The organism is Halomonas sp. LMYGS-3 (genome assembly GCF_059509875.1).
The window spans coordinates 1-17,328 of sequence record NZ_JCAKFQ010000017.1 but is presented as its reverse complement, the minus strand read 5'-3'; the positions used below and the strand labels follow the sequence as shown (position 1 = coordinate 17,328).

General features: G+C 64.8%; 17 protein-coding genes. 15 read left to right on the top strand and 2 right to left on the bottom strand.

The genetic code is table 11. From position 1 onward, the window contains the following. Nucleotides 1-280: 280 nt before the first annotated feature. On the bottom strand, nt 281-688 hold the full coding sequence (locus AC5W54_RS15180; protein WP_495962927.1) for a CBS domain-containing protein: 408 nt from the start codon (nt 686-688) through the stop codon (nt 281-283). A gap of 337 nt (nt 689-1,025) precedes the next feature. On the opposite strand from AC5W54_RS15180, the gene AC5W54_RS15175 reads away from it, so the two are divergent. The 15 genes from AC5W54_RS15175 to AC5W54_RS15105 all read left to right on the top strand — a co-directional run bounded on the left by AC5W54_RS15175 (nt 1,026) and on the right by AC5W54_RS15105 (nt 16,014). Beyond that, on the top strand, nt 1,026-1,544 hold the full coding sequence (locus AC5W54_RS15175) for a YqaE/Pmp3 family membrane protein (protein ID WP_495962926.1): 519 nt from the start codon (nt 1,026-1,028) through the stop codon (nt 1,542-1,544). Nucleotides 1,545-1,840: 296 nt separating this feature from the next. Beyond that, a complete protein-coding gene (locus tag AC5W54_RS15170) occupies nt 1,841-2,929 on the top strand; it encodes an ABC transporter ATP-binding protein (protein ID WP_495962925.1) in 1,089 nt (362 codons plus the stop codon). A 1-nt stretch (nt 2,930) separates the two neighbouring features. Then, entirely contained in the window at nt 2,931-4,031 is a 1,101-nt protein-coding gene (locus AC5W54_RS15165; protein ID WP_495962924.1) for an ABC transporter ATP-binding protein, read from the top strand. After that, complete coding sequence (locus AC5W54_RS15160) at nt 4,024-4,905, top strand: carbohydrate ABC transporter permease (RefSeq protein WP_495962999.1); 882 nt, start codon at nt 4,024-4,026, stop codon at nt 4,903-4,905. Before AC5W54_RS15165 ends, AC5W54_RS15160 begins: the two co-directional genes overlap by 8 nt. Before the next feature lie 202 nt (nt 4,906-5,107). Beyond that, nucleotides 5,108-5,863 (top strand): carbohydrate ABC transporter permease, encoded by a 756-nt coding sequence (locus AC5W54_RS15155; protein ID WP_495962998.1) that lies wholly within the window; start codon nt 5,108-5,110, stop codon nt 5,861-5,863. Between the two features lie 15 nt (nt 5,864-5,878). Beyond that, nucleotides 5,879-6,151, top strand: coding sequence for a DUF2160 domain-containing protein (locus tag AC5W54_RS15150; protein WP_495962923.1), 273 nt, complete (start codon nt 5,879-5,881; stop codon nt 6,149-6,151). A 59-nt stretch (nt 6,152-6,210) separates the two neighbouring features. After that, entirely contained in the window at nt 6,211-7,950 is a 1,740-nt protein-coding gene (locus AC5W54_RS15145; protein ID WP_495962922.1) for an ABC transporter substrate-binding protein, read from the top strand. Nucleotides 7,951-8,076: 126 nt separating this feature from the next. Next, nucleotides 8,077-9,753: a glycerol-3-phosphate dehydrogenase/oxidase gene (locus AC5W54_RS15140; protein ID WP_495962921.1), complete on the top strand. Its 1,677-nt coding sequence runs from the start codon at nt 8,077-8,079 to the stop codon at nt 9,751-9,753. Between the two features lie 105 nt (nt 9,754-9,858). Then, nucleotides 9,859-10,728 (top strand): carboxylate/amino acid/amine transporter, encoded by an 870-nt coding sequence (locus AC5W54_RS15135; RefSeq protein WP_495962920.1) that lies wholly within the window; start codon nt 9,859-9,861, stop codon nt 10,726-10,728. Between the two features lie 63 nt (nt 10,729-10,791). Beyond that, the gene (locus AC5W54_RS15130) at nt 10,792-11,718 is read left to right on the top strand and encodes an NAD(+) kinase (RefSeq protein ID WP_495962919.1); all 927 of its coding nucleotides are present in this window, start codon (nt 10,792-10,794) and stop codon (nt 11,716-11,718) included. A 19-nt stretch (nt 11,719-11,737) separates the two neighbouring features. Continuing rightward, complete coding sequence (locus AC5W54_RS15125; RefSeq protein WP_495962997.1) at nt 11,738-12,724, top strand: metallophosphoesterase; 987 nt, start codon at nt 11,738-11,740, stop codon at nt 12,722-12,724. Nucleotides 12,725-12,901: 177 nt separating this feature from the next. Continuing rightward, nucleotides 12,902-13,753, top strand: coding sequence for a rhomboid family intramembrane serine protease (locus AC5W54_RS15120; RefSeq protein WP_495962918.1), 852 nt, complete (start codon nt 12,902-12,904; stop codon nt 13,751-13,753). Between the two features lie 12 nt (nt 13,754-13,765). Then, nucleotides 13,766-14,074, top strand: a complete 309-nt coding sequence (locus AC5W54_RS15115) for a YeaC family protein (RefSeq protein WP_495962917.1) — start codon at nt 13,766-13,768, stop codon at nt 14,072-14,074. Beyond that, a complete protein-coding gene (locus AC5W54_RS15110; RefSeq protein WP_495962916.1) occupies nt 14,058-14,927 on the top strand; it encodes a DUF2797 domain-containing protein in 870 nt (289 codons plus the stop codon). The genes AC5W54_RS15115 and AC5W54_RS15110 overlap by 17 nt, the downstream gene beginning before the upstream one ends. A 91-nt stretch (nt 14,928-15,018) precedes the next feature. Then, entirely contained in the window at nt 15,019-16,014 is a 996-nt protein-coding gene (locus AC5W54_RS15105) for a zinc-dependent alcohol dehydrogenase family protein (RefSeq protein ID WP_495962915.1), read from the top strand. Between the two features lie 73 nt (nt 16,015-16,087). On the opposite strand, the gene AC5W54_RS15100 is transcribed toward AC5W54_RS15105, so the two are convergent. Next, the gene (locus tag AC5W54_RS15100; RefSeq protein WP_495962914.1) at nt 16,088-17,176 is read right to left on the bottom strand and encodes a PA0069 family radical SAM protein; all 1,089 of its coding nucleotides are present in this window, start codon (nt 17,174-17,176) and stop codon (nt 16,088-16,090) included. Between the last annotated feature and the right edge of the window lie 152 nt (nt 17,177-17,328).

Genomic DNA, 17,328 nt, shown 5'->3' with positions numbered 1-17,328 from the left:
CGAAGGTCCAAGGCGTCTCGTACGGCGCGCCTGGATGCCGTCAAGATTTTTTCCCGACGAAGCGAACTTTTCTTTCTTGTGCTGTCATAACAGGCACAGACAGCAGCATGCGATAGCAGTCGCTAACACTGTTGCTCTGGCTCGCAGTTTCGATCGATTCTTGCCGCCCCGGACACGGGGCGGCTTTTTTTATGGCTGCGACTCGAGGCCGCGACGGGGTGGCGGGCGACAGGCCGACGCCACCCGGGGGGTGCCCGGGTGGCGTCGGTGGCGGGAGGGTTCAGCTGTGGCGCATGCGCAGGAGGGCGCTGAGCACGTCGCGACGGGTGACGATGCCGACCAGGCGGCCCTGCTCGACCACCGGAAAGACCTTGGGTTTGGCCCCCAGCATCTCCTGGGCCAGGTCGGTGATGCTCTTGTTGGGTGGCACGGAGAGGACCTCGTTGCGCATCAGCTCCCTGACCAGCGGCGGCTCATCATTGAGATAGGAGCTTTCCAGTACCTTGCCCATCACGTCCTGTTCCGAGATGAAGCCGATCAGGTGATCGCGTTCGTCGACGACGGGAACCCCGGGGAGGCGGTGCAGTGCCAGGCCTTCGGCCAAGGTGGACACCGAGGTCTTGCCGGTGACCCGGTAGCAGTCACGGGACATGATCTCGCGAACGATGGTGGGGGCCTTGTTGGGCATGGTGTTTCTCCTTGTACCGGCGATGATTGCCTATTGCTACGAAGCCGTGTCGGTTCCCGGGTCATTCCCTCCCGGGGGAGCCTGATTGCCTGCAGCGCCTTACTGGTCCGTAGGGATTCGAGTTCAGCATAGCCGACTCGCGGGGTTGCCAAGGGCGCTGGGCACGCGCCTTTGCCAACGGTTCGTGACGCTCGTACGTCCCGGGGGCGCGCCGGCGCCATGAGGCAGGATATCCCGGAACCCATGGGGTGGCATCCGCTCCAAGGGGGGACGGATCCTGTCACGGCCGGGAGTGACCACGACCGAGTCGAGTGCAAGCGAATGATGGAGGCGCACCATGGATGCCCGTGAGTATCTGGCCAAGAAGGGGCTGAGCGGAAAACGCGACGAGGAGCGACCCAACACCCTGGAGGAGAAGGCCTGGTCGCGTGCTCGGGAAGCCGGCGAACACCGCCCCCGGGCCGGAACCCCTCATGACTGGGAGGAATGGGAGCGCTTCCACGAGGAACTGGCCGAAGGGGCCGAGGAACTCGAGCAGAAGATCGATCATGAGGCTCATCGCCGTGCGCTCGAGCATGGCTCGTGCGATGGTGGTGTGCAGTATTTCACTCCCGCCGCCGGTGATGGCGCGCGAATCGACCCGGCAACGGACGCCGCAAGCCACGACACGCCGCCGGCGCCAGCCGAACCGCGTGCGGCCCTGTTGGCGCTGGCGCTGCTGATGCCGCCCCTGGCGGTGGGGCTCTCCCGCGGCGGCAGGAAGCGGACGGCGTTGAACCTGGTGCTTACCCTGTTCGGCTGGCTGCCTGGTGTCGGGCATGCCTTCTGGTGGCTGAGGCGGCGGGAGCGCCGATGAGTCGCTAACGCCCCGTGGTTGTGATCGTTTCTTCTTTTCCTGATCGAAAGTGAAAGCCTGCCGGCCATGCCGTGCGGCGGCGTCCTTGCGTGGGGGTTTTCTCCACGCCTTTCCTGTCTTGTTGATTGATTAATCGGGGAAAAACCATGCCTTACCGGTCCGTTTTAGACCAAGGTCTAGGGGCCGGAGAGGCGCTGAAGCATTGCCGTGTGATGTTCGCTGGGCTAGTCTCGGTATCGAAAACGAACATTAATGTTCGAAAGTGTTGCAAATCGAACAACGACAACGAGGGCAACATGTCCCTGATCCTTGAGAACATCGATCATGTGGTCAATGGCACCACACACATCGAAGGCATCGACCTGGAGCTGGCTCCGGGCTCCTTCAATGTCCTGCTGGGCCGCACGCTGGCCGGAAAGACCACGCTCATGAGGCTGATGGCCGGGCTCGAACCGCCGACCCGTGGGCGGATCCTGATGAACGGAGAAAACGTGACGGGGGTGTCGGTCCGTCGGCGCAACGTCTCCATGGTCTACCAGCAGTTCATCAACTATCCCAGCCTCACCGTCTTCGACAACATTGCCTCGCCACTGAAGCTGGCGCGGGTGCCCAGGGACGAGATCCGACGGCGGGTTCACGAGACCGCCGAGATGCTGCACATCGAGCATCTCCTGGATCGTTTTCCCCAGGAACTCTCCGGCGGTCAGCAGCAACGTACCGCCATGGGGCGGGCCCTGGTCAAGGATGCCGACCTGATCCTGTTCGATGAGCCCCTGGTGAACCTCGACTACAAGCTGCGCGAGGAATTCCGCCAGGAACTTCGCGAGCTGTTCAGGATGCGCAATTGCATCGCGGTCTATGCCACCACCGAGCCCAACGAGGCCTTGGCACTGGGGGGACATACTGCGGTGCTGCACGAGGGGCGGCTGTTGCAGTATGGCAGGACAGAGGATGTCTACCATCGCCCCAGGAATATCCTGACCGCTGAGATGTTCTCCGAGCCACCGATCAACGTGGTACCCGGGCTGGTGTCGGGGGCGGAAGTGACCTTCGACAAGAGCGTCCACTTCCGGCTCAACGATGACCTGCGCTCCCTGCCCCCCGGTCAGTACAACTTTGGCGTGCGCGCCTCCCACGTCGGCCTCGAACCCCAGTCGGCCGACGATCTCGAACTCCAGGTCGGTATCGACCTGGCGGAAATCAGCGGCTCCGAAACCTTCCTGCATGTGAGCAACGAGCTGTTCCATCTGGTGCTGCACCTGGCCGGTGTTCATGAGTTCGCCGTGGATGAACAGATCAAGGTCTATTTCCCGACCCACAAGCTCTATGCCTTCGACCAAAACGGGGCAGTGGTGCATATTCCGCCACGCCTGGGGAGACTCTGAGATGGCAGAAATCACGCTCAAGGGGCTGGCGCATACCTATGTGCCCGATCCGCAATCGCCATCGGATTATGCCATACGGGAAATGAACCATGTCTGGCACCAGGGCGGTGCCTATGCCCTGCTGGGACCCTCAGGCTGCGGAAAGTCCACCCTGCTCAATATCATCTCGGGGCTGTTGGCTCCGTCGAATGGCGACGTCATCTTCGACTCCAGTATCGTAAACGAACTGCCGCCAGAAGAACGCAACATTGCCCAGGTTTTTCAGTTCCCCGTGATCTACGACACCATGACGGTCTTCGACAACCTCGCCTTTCCGCTGCGCAATATCAAGACGCCCGAGGTGAAGGTGAGGGAGCGGGTGGCGGAAGTCGCCGATATCCTCGACCTGGTGCCGCTGCTGAAGCGAAAGGCCAAGAATCTGACCGCCGACGAGAAACAAAAGGTATCGATGGGTAGGGGGCTGGTGCGCGATGATGTCTCGGCCATCCTGTTCGATGAGCCTTTGACCGTCATCGATCCCCAGCTCAAGTGGAAGCTGCGTCGAAAACTCAAGGAGATCCACGAGAGATTCAATATCACCATGATCTACGTCACACACGATCAGCTGGAGGCCTCGACCTTTGCCGAGAAGATTGCGGTGATGTACGAGGGGCAGGTCGTACAGTTCGGCACCCCGCGCGAACTCTTCGAGAAACCGGCCCACACCTTCGTGGGCTACTTTATCGGTAGTCCCGGCATGAACTTTCTCGATATGACGGTGGAGGAGTCGGGATTGTTATTCGACGATATTCCGGTGCCCGTCGATCCACGGCTCCTGGAGGCGGCTCGCCGCTCCGGGTCGAAGAACATCAAGTTAGGCATCAGACCGGAATTTATCGAAGTGCATGATTCACCTGGGCACGACACCTTGCCGGTTAAGGTTGAGGATGTTCAAGATCTTGGTACCTATTCTATCCTCTCTTTTCGGCTAGGAGAGGTCTCGATGAAGGCACGGTTGGGTGAGGATAAGTCGCTGTCGACGGAGTATGCCCATGTGAGGCTTCCCGAAGCGTCGACGCATCTGTATATCGATGAGCGGCGCGTGGAGGTGGGCAATGAATAAGGTATATAACAACCGTGCATGGTTGCTGATATTGCCCATGCTCATCCTGGTAGCATTCTCTGCCATCATTCCCCTGATGACGGTGGTTAACTATTCGGTTCAGGATGTCTTCGATGCCAATACGCGATTCTTTACGGGCACCGAGTGGTTCGCGACTATGCTCAACGACTCGGCGCTACAGGCGGCACTGCTACGCCAGTTTGCCTTCTCGATGACGATCCTGGCGATCGAGGTGCCGCTGGGTATCGGCATCGCGTTACTGATGCCAAAGCGAGGCTGGCAGGCCTCGGCGGTGTTGATACTCATCACCCTGCCGTTGCTGATTCCCTGGAACGTGGTCGGCAGTATCTGGCAGATCTTCACCCGCGGTGATATCGGCCTGATGGGGTGGGGGATCCGTGAACTCGGCTATGCCTACAACATCACGCGGAATCCGGTCGATGCCTGGGCGACCATCATCCTGATGGATGTCTGGCACTGGACCCCGCTGATCGCCCTGTTGTGCTACAGCGGCCTGCGCTCCATCCCTGAAGCCTACTACCAGGCAGCACGCATCGATCGTGCCTCCAGATGGGCGGTCTTCCGCTACATCCAGCTGCCGAAACTGACCAACGTGCTGGTCATCGGGGTACTGCTGCGTTTCATGCACTCCTTCATGATCTATGCCGAACCCTTCGTGCTTACCGGTGGAGGTCCCGGGAGCTCGACTACCTTCCTGAGCCAGTCGCTGACCACCATGGCGATCGGCCAACAGGACCTGGGGCCGTCGGCTGCCTTTTCCCTTATCTATTTCCTGATCATTCTGCTGGTGAGCTGGGTGTTCTACACCGCCATCATGAACATGCAGAAAGACGATTCTGCAGGAGGGCATTGACATGACGCATGATGCCACGACTCATCACGACGTTGCGCCAGGCGATGCCACCCGAGGAGCGTCTTCCGCCAGGACGGTCTCGGTGGGGGAGGCAACGGCCACGACGGCAGCGGAACAGCCTCGTCTCGAGCGCGCCAAGGCCAGGAGCAAGGGAAGGTCGGTGGGGCGCTCACGCTTCCTGCTGGCCCTGTATCTGATCCTCATGGTGCTGCCGATCTACTGGTTGATCAACATGTCACTCCAGAGCAATTCGGAGATCCTGGGTGCACTGTCCTTCTGGCCGAGGGAGCTCACCTTCGATAACTATATCGGCATCTTCACGGACTCAAACTGGTACATGGGATACGTGAACTCCATTGCCTATGTGACGATGAATATGTTGATAAGCATTTCGGTGGCACTGCCGGCGGCGTATGCCTTCAGTCGCTTCAAGTTCATCGGTGACAAGCATCTGTTCTTCTGGCTGCTGACCAACCTGATGGCGCCACCGGCCGTGTTTCTTCTGCCCTATTTCCAGCTCTACTATTCAGTTGGACTGTTCGATACGCACATCGCCGTGGCGCTGGCGCATTGCCTGTTCAATATCCCGCTGGCCGTCTGGATTCTCGAGGGGTTCATGAGCAGCGTGCCCAAGGAGGTCGACGAGACCGCTTATATCGATGGTTATAGCTTTCCTGCCTTCTTCGTCAAGATCTTCATTCCGATGATTCGCTCGGGAATCGGTGTGACCCTGTTCTTCCTGTTCATGTTCTCCTGGGTGGAGCTGTTGCTGTCACGAACGCTGACGGCCACCAATGCCCAACCCATAGCGTCCATCATGACGCGGACGTCGACGGCATCGGGTATCGACTGGGGGACGCTGGCCGCCGCGGGTGTGCTGACCATCCTGCCGGGTATCGTCGTGGTCTATTTCGTGCGCAACCATATTGCCAAGGGCTTTGCCCTCGGTCGTACCTGAGCGGAGGAATCTTTCATGTCCTGGATGGTATGGACCGTACCCACAGCGATTTTCTTCTCGACCATCGCTGCGATTCTGACGGGAATGACGGCCTGGGAAGTCGTTTCACCTTCGGTAGAACGTAAGGGGTTTCTGCCCATCGCCACGACGCGGGGGGACCGGCTGTTCATCGGTCTGCTCTCTGCGGCCTATATCCACCTGGTGGTGGTGGGGTTCACCGATATCACTATCTGGTTGGCTCTGGCGGCATCCGCTGTGTGGATGCTGATCCTGATGCGCTGGGGTTGAGCCATGATCGCAAGGACGCGGCAAATGCCCGGGACGGCCTTCAAGACGAAGAGGTCAATATGAAGAACAACAGGATGACACTGACGCTGCTCGCCAGCAGCTGCTTGCTGGCGACGGCCCCCCTTCACGCCGATAGCCACGAGGCGCGGGCGATCGCGGAGCGCCTCGTGGATGAACACTTCCAGAACTCCACGCTGACCCGCGAGGAGCAGATCGAAGAACTGCTGTGGTTCGCCGAGGCGGCCGAATCCTTTCGTGGCATGCAGATCAACACCGTCGCCGAGGGACTGACCACCCACGTCTACGAGCGCGACGTGCTGGCCGAGGCCTTTGCCGAGTTGACGGGCATCGAGGTCACTCACAACATCATCGGTGAGGGGGATGTCGTCGACAACATGCAGACCCAGATGCAGTCGAGACGCAACATCTACGATGGCTACGTCAACGACTCGGATGCCATCGGTACCCATATCCGCTACGGCACCACCATCAACCTTTCCGAGGCCATGGAGAACGAGTGGGCGGACTATACACTGCCGACCCTGGACCTGGACGACTTCATCGGCCTGCAATATACCACCGGCCCGGATGGCAATATCTATCAGTTGCCGGCCCAGCAGTTCGCGAACCTCTACTGGTTCCGCCACGACTGGTTCCAGCGCGAGGACCTGCAGGAGCAGTTCCGTGATATCTACGGCTACGATCTGGGGGTGCCGACCAACTGGACCGCCTACGAGGACATCGCCGAGTTCTTCACCGAGCACGTCGGCGAGCTCGACGGCGTACGCGTCTACGGCCACATGGACTATGGCCGTCGCGACCCGTCGTTGGGCTGGCGTTTCCACGACTCCTGGCTCTCCATGGCGGGGATGGGCAGCCCGGGCGTGCCGTTCGGCAACCCGGTCGACGACTGGGGCATCCGGGTCGACGAGGAGAGTCGGCCGGTGGGGGCCAGCGTCCGTCGCGGCGGCGCCACCAACTCACCGGCCTCGGTGTTTGCCGTGACCAAGATGGTCGAGTGGCTGGACAAGTACGCACCGCCCGAGGCACAGGGCATGACCTTCGGCGAGGCCGGGCCGGTTCCCGCCCAGGGCAATATCGCCCAGCAGATGTTCTGGTACACCGCCTTCACCGCCGACATGGTCGATCCCAGCGTGGCGGTCACTGACGACGAGGGCAGTCCCAAGTGGCGCATGGCGCCGTCGCCGGTGGGGCCCTACTGGGAAGAGGGCATGAAGGTCGGTTATCAGGACGTGGGTTCCTGGACCTTCTTCGACTCCACCCCCGAGGACCGTCGCACCGCGGCCTGGCTGTTTGCCCAGTTCACCACCGCCAAGACGGTGTCGCTGGAGAAGTTGATGCATGGCCTCACGCCGATCCGCGAGTCGGACATCTTCTCCGACCAGATGACGGAACTGGCACCCAAGCTGGGCGGCCTGGTCGAGTTCTACCGCAGCCCCAACGAGTCCAACTGGACGCCGACCGGTACCAACGTGCCCGACTACCCGCGCATGGCGCCGCTGTGGTGGCAGAACCTGGCTCCGGCCGTGGGCGGGGAAGTCACCCCCCAGGAGGCGCTCGACAATCTGGCCGGGGCGCTCGACAACATCATGATGCGCCTGGCCCGTGCCAATGTGTTCGCGACCTACGCGCCGGTGCTCAACGGGGAGCGCGACCCCGAGTATTGGTTGTCGCAGCCCGGTGCGCCCAAGGCTCGCCTCGACGACGAGATGCCCCAGGGGACCACGGTGTCGTACGACCAGATGATGGAGGAGTGGATGGCTGCCGGTACGCGTTGAGAGGGGAGGCCGTCGGGGGAGCGCCCGACGGCATCGCCCCCGCCCGGCAACCGTGCCTCGGCCGTCCGGGGGTAGTCCGCCCCGTTCGGTGCCGGGCGGGGCCCCCTTCTGCAGAAAGGTCCGCACATGCAACTGCGCAGCAGCAATTTCGACAAGCTGGACGACGAGATCTTCGATGCCCTGATCATCGGCGGCGGCATCAATGGCGCCGCGGCGGCGGCCGCCCTGGCGGGCAAGGGCGTCAGGGTGGCACTGGTCGAACGCGGCGATTTCGCGGGGAGCACCAGCATGCACTCCTCCAACCTGGTCTGGGGCGGCATCAAGTACATGGAGAGCCGCGACTTCGCCCTGGTCCGCAAGCTCTGCAAGAGCCGCAACCACCTGATCCGGAGTTACCCTTCCACGGTGCAGGAGATCCGCTTCCTGACCACCATCTCCCGGGGCTTCCGCTATCATCCCCGCTATCTCTGGGCCGGCTGTTGGCTCTACTGGCTGATCGGTAACGGCTTCACCCGCATTCCGCGCTTCCTGACGCCGGCGTCGATCCAGCAGAGCGAAGGCATCATCGATATCGGCGATGCCGTGGGTGGCTTCGAGTACTCCGACGCCTACCTGCACGACAACGATGCCCGCTTTGTCTTCAACTTCGTGCGTGGCGCGCTCAACCATGGCGCCGTGGCGGTGAACTACGCCGAGTCGCTCGGGGGCCGGCGCGAGAGCGGCCACTGGATCACCCGAGTACGGGACGTCACCGACGGCCGCACGCGGGAGGTGCGTTCCCGGGTGCTGATCAATGCGGCCGGCCCCTGGGTCGACGCGCACAACGCGCTGACGGGCCAGCGGACCGACCACCGCCATGTCTACTCCAAGGGGGTTCACCTGATCGTTCCCCGTTTGACCGACCACCGGCGCGTGCTGGCCTTTTTCGCCGACGACGGCCGGCTGTTCTTCGTCATTCCCATGGGGCAGAGGAGCTGCATCGGTACCACCGACACCCGCGTGGAAACGCCCGAGATCGATGTCACCCGGGACGACGTCCGCTTCGTGCTCGACAACATCAACAAGCGTCTCGACCTGGACAAGCCGCTCGATACCGACGACATCATCGCCACTCGCTGCGGCGTTCGCCCCCTGGCCGTGCGTGCCAGCGGGGAAGGGGGCCGCGATTTCCTCCAGCTGTCGCGCAAGCATGCCATCGACATCAATGCGGACGATGCGCACCTCAGCATCTTCGGCGGCAAGCTCACCGATTGCCTCAATGTCGGCGAGGAGATCGTCGACGCCGTCAGCCGCCTGGGCATCACCGTGCCGCATCCGCGGCATCGCTGGTACGGCGAGGCGCCCGACGCGGTGCGCCGGGAATTCCTGCACCAGGCCGGCCTGATGCGGCTCGATGCCATGACGTCGTCCCAGGCGTCGGAGCCCCTGTCGACCCGGCTGTGGCGGCGCTACGGCATCCATGCCCTGGACATGCTCGAGGAGATTCGCGAGGACCCGCGTCAGGCCGAGGTGCTCATCGAGGGCACCGAGTACCTGCGTTGCGAGCTGCGCCAGGCCCAGCGTCGCGAGATGGTAACCCGGCTCGAGGACTTCCTCAGGCGACGCTCCAAGATCGCGCTGGTCGTGCCCGAGGAAACGCTGCGTCGCTCCCCGGGGCTGAAGGAGGCCTGCGACATCCTGTTCGGTGATCATGCCGAGGAGCGCTTCACGGAGTACTTCCGAGGCGCTCGGGTCGGCCAGGCGGCGAGCCTGGCCGGCCGGGATGCCGACACGCCGACCCACTCCGAGTCGCTGAAGTGGTGAGCACCGGTGGCAAGCGACGCGGGGGCGGGTGATGGTCGCCTGCCTTGATGCCTCGACCGCGACGGGCATAATCCCCGTCAACCATTTCTATGCCAGGAGTTGACCGTGGGCTATCTCGTCGGTGTCACCGTGCTGTGGGCCTTCTCGTTCTCGCTGATCGGTGTCTATCTCGCCGGCCAGGTCGATAGCTACTTTGCGGTCCTGACGCGTATCGCCCTGGCAGCGCTGGTGTTCCTGCCGTTCCTGCGCCCCGCGCGGCTGCGCGGCCGTCAGCGCCTGGCGCTGATGGGGCTGGGCGCCGTCCAGCTCGGCGTGATGTACATCTTCTTCTACCAGTCCTTCCTGCTGCTTACGGTGCCGGAGGTGCTGCTCTTCACCATCTTCACCCCGCTCTATGTCGCCCTGCTCGACGACGCCCTGTTCGGACGCTTCACCCCCTTCCACCTCGTCACCGCGGCGCTGGCGGTGGCCGGGGCGGCGGTGATCCGCTACCAGGGCGTCGACAGCGGCTTCTGGCTGGGCTTTCTCGTCGTGCAGGGAGCCAACCTCTGCTTTGCCCTGGGGCAGGTGGGGTACCGTCGGCTCTCCGCCGAGTTGCCGGAGTCGCTGCCCCGGCACAGCATCTTCGCCTGGTTCTACCTCGGCGCCCTGGCCGTGGCCGTGCCGGCCTTCGTCCTGCTGGGCAATGCGAGCGCGCTTCCCACCACCGGGGTGCAGTGGGGGGTACTCGCCTGGCTGGGACTGGTGGCCTCGGGGCTGGGCTATTTCCTGTGGAACCTCGGCGCCACCCGGGTGGATGCCGGGGCGCTGGCGATCATGAACAACGCCCTGATCCCCGCCGGCCTGCTGGTCAACCTGGCGATCTGGAACCGCGACGCCGACCTGCCGCGCCTGGCGCTGGGCGGGGCAATCATCGTCGGCTCGCTCGCCCTCAACGAGTGGTGGCTGCGCCGGCGCGCGACCGCCGCGGCCTGAGGCCGTTTGCCCGCCTCGTGGCCAGCCCCCATAATGAGCGGCCGCGAAGCGAGAGGCGTGCGAATGGAATCCATCAAGAGCGACGGTTTCAAGAGCGACGGTTTCAAGAGCGACGGTTTCAAGAACATCGGCCTGATCGGTCGCCTGGGCAGCGCCAGGGTGGTCGATACCCTCAAGCGGTTGATCCGCTTCCTCGACGAGGGCGGCTACCACGTCATCATCGAGGATCGTACCGCCACGGTACTGCTCGATCACGGCCATCCCGAGGCCAGCCGGCGCATGCTCGGCGAGCTCTGCGACCTGGTGATCGTGGTCGGCGGCGACGGCAGCCTGCTGGGCGCCGCCCGCACCCTCTGTCATAGCGGCACCCTGGTGCTCGGCGTCAATCGCGGGCGCCTGGGCTTTCTCACCGATATCTCTCCCGATGAGCTCGAGGCGCGGGTCGGCGGGGTGCTCGAGGGGCGCTACGAGGTAGAGGAGCGCTTCCTGCTCGATGCCGAGCTGTACCGCGACGGCGTGCTGTCGGGCAGCGGCGATGCGCTCAACGAGGTGGTGATCCATCCCGGCAAGGCCGTGCGCATGATCGAGTTCGAGCTGTTCATCGACGGCCAGTTCGTCTACAGCCAGCGCAGCGACGGCCTGATCGTGGCCACACCCACCGGCTCCACCGCCTACTCGCTCTCCGGTGGCGGGCCCATCATGCATCCCAAGCTCGATGTGGTGACCCTGGTGCCGATGTTTCCCCACACCCTGTCGAGCCGTCCCATCGTCATCGATGCCGCCAGCGAGATCCGCGTGCACATCGGCGAGACCAACCAGACCTATCCCCACATCAGTTGTGACGGTCAGACCCGTGCGGTGGCCAAGCCCGACGATGTACTGGTAATCCGTCGCAAGCCGCAGCGGGTGCAACTGGTGCATCCCCTCGGTCACAATTTCTACGAGGTCCTGCGCAGCAAGCTGGGCTGGAGCAACCGCCTGGGGGACTGACGTGAAGACACGGGCCAGGATCGAAGGCTACGACCTGATCGGCGACGTGCACGGCTGCGGCGCCACGCTGGCGGCCCTGCTCGAGAAGCTCGGCTATCATCAGCGCGGCGGGGTCTATCGCCATCCACGCCGCCGGGCGATCTTCCTCGGCGACCTGATCGATCGCGGGCCGCGCATCCGCCTGGCGGTGACCATCGCCCGGCGCATGGTGGAGGAAGGCGAGGCCTTCATCGTCATGGGCAATCATGAGTACAACGCCCTGGCCTATTGCCATCGGGCGCCGGTCGGGCTGGGCCGGGAGTGGCTGCGCGAGCATACGCCGCGCCATAATCGCATCATCAAGGAGACCCTCGAGCAGTTCCACGATCACCCCCAGGAGTGGGAGGAGGCACTGGCCTGGTTCCTCGATATACCGCTCTGCCTCGAGCGCGATGGCCTGCGGGTGGTCCACGCCTGCTGGGATCAGACGCTGATCGATACCCTGCGGTACGACCACCCCGACGGATGCATCGACGAGGATTTCCTGGCGGAGTCGGTGACCCCCGGGACCCGGGCCTTCCGTATCCTCGACCGGCTCACCCGTGGCATCCATATCCCGTTGCCCGAGGGGGTGGAGATCCACTCCGGCGATGGCTTCACCCGGCACAGCTTCCGCGCCCACTTCTGGGCCCGCGAGCCACAGACCTGGGGCGACGTGGTGTTCCAGCCAGACAACCTGCCGGACGACCTGGAGCACCGCGAGCTGACCGCCGAGGAGCGGGCGCGGCTCAGTTACTACGGACCCGAGCAGCCGCCACTGTTCATCGGCCACTACTGGTGCGAGGGGATTCCGGCGCTGCCGGCCGCTAACATCGCCTGCCTGGACTACAGCGCGGTCAAGTTCGGTCGCCTGGTGGCCTATCGCTGGAGCGGCGAGCGTCGGCTGGATGCCAACCACTTCGTGTGGGTCCGCGTCCCCCGGGAGGAACAGGCCCGACCGCAGCCATGGGAGATCGACTTCGATTGATACAATTCTTTACTCGAAATTTCCGGCGACGGAGTGAACTCGCGGACGCCCGGCCTATCAGAGTAGGTGTTCCCTTGAATGATCCCTTGCTCTTGTCCGGCGGCCCCCTCCGCCGGACTTTTTCTGTGCGCGTCCCCGGCGTGCTGCAACCCCAGGACCATAACCACTGGAGCCGCCATGTACCGGGTAATCCTGCTGCCCCGTGATGCCGATACCCGCGAGCTGCGCCGCGCGTTGTGGGCCCACCGCATCGGCCACCGCGTCACCGAGGAAGACGACGGGCAGGTACTGTGGCTGGTCGATCCGTCTCAGCACGAGGCGATGCTGCATCTGCTCGAGCGCTGGCAGCGCGGCGAGTCGCTGATGCCGGAGCATCGTCGTGCCGCGCGTATGGGGGGCGGGGAACTGATGGGGCCCTTCCGCCAGGCGCCGGTGACCGCCGGTGCGCTGGGACTCTGCCTGCTGGTGTTCGCCATGATGGGCGTGCTCGGGGACATCGTCATCGCGGCGCTGGCCATCGTGCCGCTCGGCGTGGTCAACGGCAGCCTGGCCTTCGGTAGCCTGACAGAGGCCCTCGCCGCCGGGCAGGTATGGCGATTGCTGTCGCCGGCGTTCCTGCACTTCGGCTGGATGCACCTGATCTTCAACATGCTGTGGCTGTGGTACTTCGGCCGACAGGTAGAGGTGCTGCAGGGCAGCGGACGCATGCTGACGATCCTGCTCGCTGCGGGGGTCGGGGCCAACCTGGCCCAGTACGCCACCGGCACGGTGCTGTTCGGCGGCATGTCCGGGGTCGACTTCGCGCTGCTCGGCTACGTGTGGCTGATGTCGCGACGGGCGCCGCACAGCGGCTTCTTCGTGCCGCAGATGCTGGTCGTCTTCATGCTCGGCTGGATGCTCTTCACCATGACCGACATGGCCGCCGCCGTGGGCTTCGGCAATGTCGCCAACGAGGCCCATCTGGGTGGGCTGGTCGTGGGCCTGACGCTGGGCTGGTATCATTCCGGCAGAGCCCGCCGCAAGCAGTGAGAGACGATCCCGATGAGCGATATGACCTTCGAGCGCATGATCCAGCAGATGACCCCGGCCATCTACGACGGCCTCAAACAGGCCGTGTCCCTGCGCAAGTGGCCGGACGGCCGCCGGCTGACCGCCGAGCAGACCGAGCTCTGCCTCGAGGCGGTGATCCGCTACGAAGCCGAGAAGGGGGTTCCCGAGGAGCAGCGGGTCGGCTATCTCCAGCGGCGCACCTGCGGCGGGCCCAGCAGCGGTGCCCGCAGTGGGGACCGAAGTGGGGAGAGTGTACCGCCGGAACTGGCGGGTCTGGCCCGGGATGCGAGCCGTGACTGAGACGCTCCTGATCGACACCATCGCGCCGCTGCAGGGCTGCCTGACCAAGATGGCCATCACCCCTGGTGCCGCGGGCGAGGCGGTGCGCTATACCCTGCGAGCCGGCGAGCATCGCCTCGACCTCAACGCGCGGCTCGGCCGGCCGCTCGCGCTCGAGTGGACCGGTGCCATCGCCTGCACCCACTGTGGCCGGGCGACGAAGAAGAGCTTCGCCCAAGGCTACTGCTACCCCTGTTTCAGGAAGCTCGCCCAGTGCGATACCTGTATCGTCAAACCCGAACTCTGCCACTACTTCGAGGGCACCTGCCGCGAGCCGGAGTGGGGCGAGCGTCACTGCTTCCAGCCCCACGTGGTCTACCTGGCCAATGCCTCGGGGCTCAAGGTGGGCATCACCCGCGGCAGCCAGGTACCGACCCGCTGGCTCGACCAGGGGGCGGTGCAGGCGCTGCCGATCCTCGAGGTCGACACTCGTCAGCAGGCCGGTTTCGTCGAGGTGCTGTTCAAGGAGGAGGTCGCCGACCGCACCAACTGGCGCGCCATGCTCAAGGGGGATATCGCGCCCATGGACCTGGCTGCCGAGCGCGACCGCCTGCTGGCGCGCCTGGACGGCGGGCTCGCCAACCTGCGCGAGCGCTTCGGCGGTGATGCCATCCGCACCCTCGACGCGACACCGGTCGCCTTCGACTACCCGGTGCTCGAATACCCCGCCAAGGTGGTCTCCCATAACCTCGACAAGAGCCCCGAGGTGACCGGCACCCTGCTGGGCCTCAAGGGGCAGTACCTGATCCTCGACAGCGGGGTGATCAACCTGCGCAAGTACACCGGCTACGAGGTGGTGGTGAGCGGAGACTGACCCTGCCGGTTCGGGGCTCCTGGAACGCCTGACGCCTCCATGGCTTCCTGCATTATGCTCATGTGGTAGGGATTCGGCGCTGGGGGTGGTCATGAACAAGATGCGTGCAATGCGGCTCCATGCGGCGGGGGAGCCGCTGCGGCTGGAGTGGATTCCCCGGCCTGAGCCTCGACCGGGCGAGGTACAGCTGCGCGTGCTGGCCTGCGGGGTGTGTCGCACCGACCTGCACGTGGTGGACGGCGAGCTCGCCGAGCCCCGGCTGCCGCTGGTGCCCGGCCACGAGATCGTCGGCGAGATCACGGTGCTGGGCGAGGGCATCGACGCCTTCGCGCTCGGCGACCGGGTGGGCGTGCCCTGGCTGGGCTGGACCTGCGGCGAGTGCGAAGCCTGCCGCCGGGGCGAGGAGAACCTCTGCGAGCACGCCGAGTTCACCGGCTACACTCGTGACGGCGGCTATGCGGAGTACGCCGTGGCCGACGCCCGCTACTGCTTCCCCGTGCATGACGAGGATGCCCAGGCGACCGCACCGCTGCTCTGCGCGGGGCTGATCGGCTACCGCACCTGGCGGCTGGCCGGCGGCGAGGAGAACCGGCGGCTCGGTATCTATGGCTTCGGGGCCGCCGCCCATATCCTCGCCCAGCTGGCGCTGGCCCGCGGCCAGCGGGTCTTCGCCTTCACCCGCCCCGGCGACGACGAGGCCCAGGCCTTCGCCCGTCGTCTCGGTGCCGAGTGGGCCGGGGGCAGCGACGAGGCGCCGCCCGAGACGCTGGACGCCGCCCTGCTGTTCGCCCCGGTGGGCGATCTTGTTCCCGCCGCGCTCTCCCATGTGCGTCCCGGCGGCGTGGTGGTCTCGGGCGGCATCCACATGTCCGACATCCCGAGCTTCCCCTATCGCCTGCTGTGGGAGGAGCGTTCGGTGAAGTCGGTGGCCAACCTCACTCGCCGCGACGGCGAGGAGTTCCTGGCGCTGGCCCCCGGGGTGCCGATCCGCACCGAGACCCGCGCCTATCCGCTGGCGGAGGCCAACCGGGCACTCGACGACCTGCGCGAGGGGCGGCTCTCCGGCGCCGCGGTGCTGATTCCCTGAGTCACGCTCCCGCCTCCGTCATGGCGGTGCAGGCGCTCAGGATATCGCGCGCGGCAATACATCGATGTTTCCCTCAGTTGAAGAGATCGCCCTGGGCCCGGGGCGGGCGGAACGCCATGGTGTTCAGCCGCATGGCCTCGCCGGCTGCGGGATCGTTGAGGCCGAGGCGTCGGCAGGCCCGGCGGAAGCGCTGCTCGAGCAGGTCGACGAAGACGCCCTGACCGCGCATGCGGTGACCGAAACGCGGGTCGTAGTCCCGCCCGCCGCGGCACTGGCGCATCAGGCTCATCACCTTGCCGGCCCGTTTCGGGTAGTGGGCCTCGAGCCATGCCGCGAACAGCGGCGCCACCTCCCGGGGCAGGCGCAGCAGCGTCCAGCCGGCCCGGTCGGCACCGGCCTCTCGCGCGGCACCGAGCAGCCGCTCCAGCTCGTGGTCCGTCAGGCCGGGAATCACCGGCGCCACCAGGGTCCCCACCGGCACGCCGGCGTCGTGGAGCTGACGGATCACCTTGAGCCGCGCCTGGGGCGAGGCGGCGCGGGGCTCGAGCGAGCGCTTGAGCTCGCGGTCCAGGCTGGTCAGGCTGATCATCACCCGCACCAGGCGGTGGCGGGCAAGGTCGCGTAGCAGGTCGAGGTCGCGCAGCACCAGTGCGCTCTTGGTGACGACCGAGACCGGATGGCGGCATTCGAGCAGCAGCTCCAGGATGGCGCGGGTGGTGCGCCGTTCGGCCTCCAGCGGCTGGTAGCAGTCGGTGTTGCCGGAGAGGGCGATCGGCCGGCAGACGTAGCCGGGCTTGGCCAGCTCTTCCTCCAGCCGGTCGACCAGGCCGGTGCGGGCGATCAGCCTGGTCTCGAAGTCCAGCCCCGGCGAGAGATCCCAGTAGGCATGGCTGGGGCGGGCATAGCAGTAGATGCAGCCGTGCTCGCAGCCGCGGTAGGGGTTGAGCGAGCGATCGAAGGGCAGGTCGGGCGAGGTGTTCCACGACAGGGCGCTGCGGGTGCGCTCGTCGCGGACCTCGGTGGCCAACCGCTCGGGTACCTCTTCCTGCCACCAGCCGTCGTCGACGGCCTCGCTGACGGTGGGGGCGAAGCGGTTGGGCGGATCGAAGGTGGCGCCACGCCCCTTGCGGGCCATGGCACGGTGGCGATGGTTCGGGTTCATGGCGGTACTCGTTTACTGGATATATGACGCTATGTTGGTATCTGCTGTTGGCGTGCTTCAAAAATACTGTATAAACTACTGTATATCCAGTTTCCCCTGGAGTACACCATGAAGCGCGCAGACCTCAAAACTCTCGAGCAGACCCTGGCTCG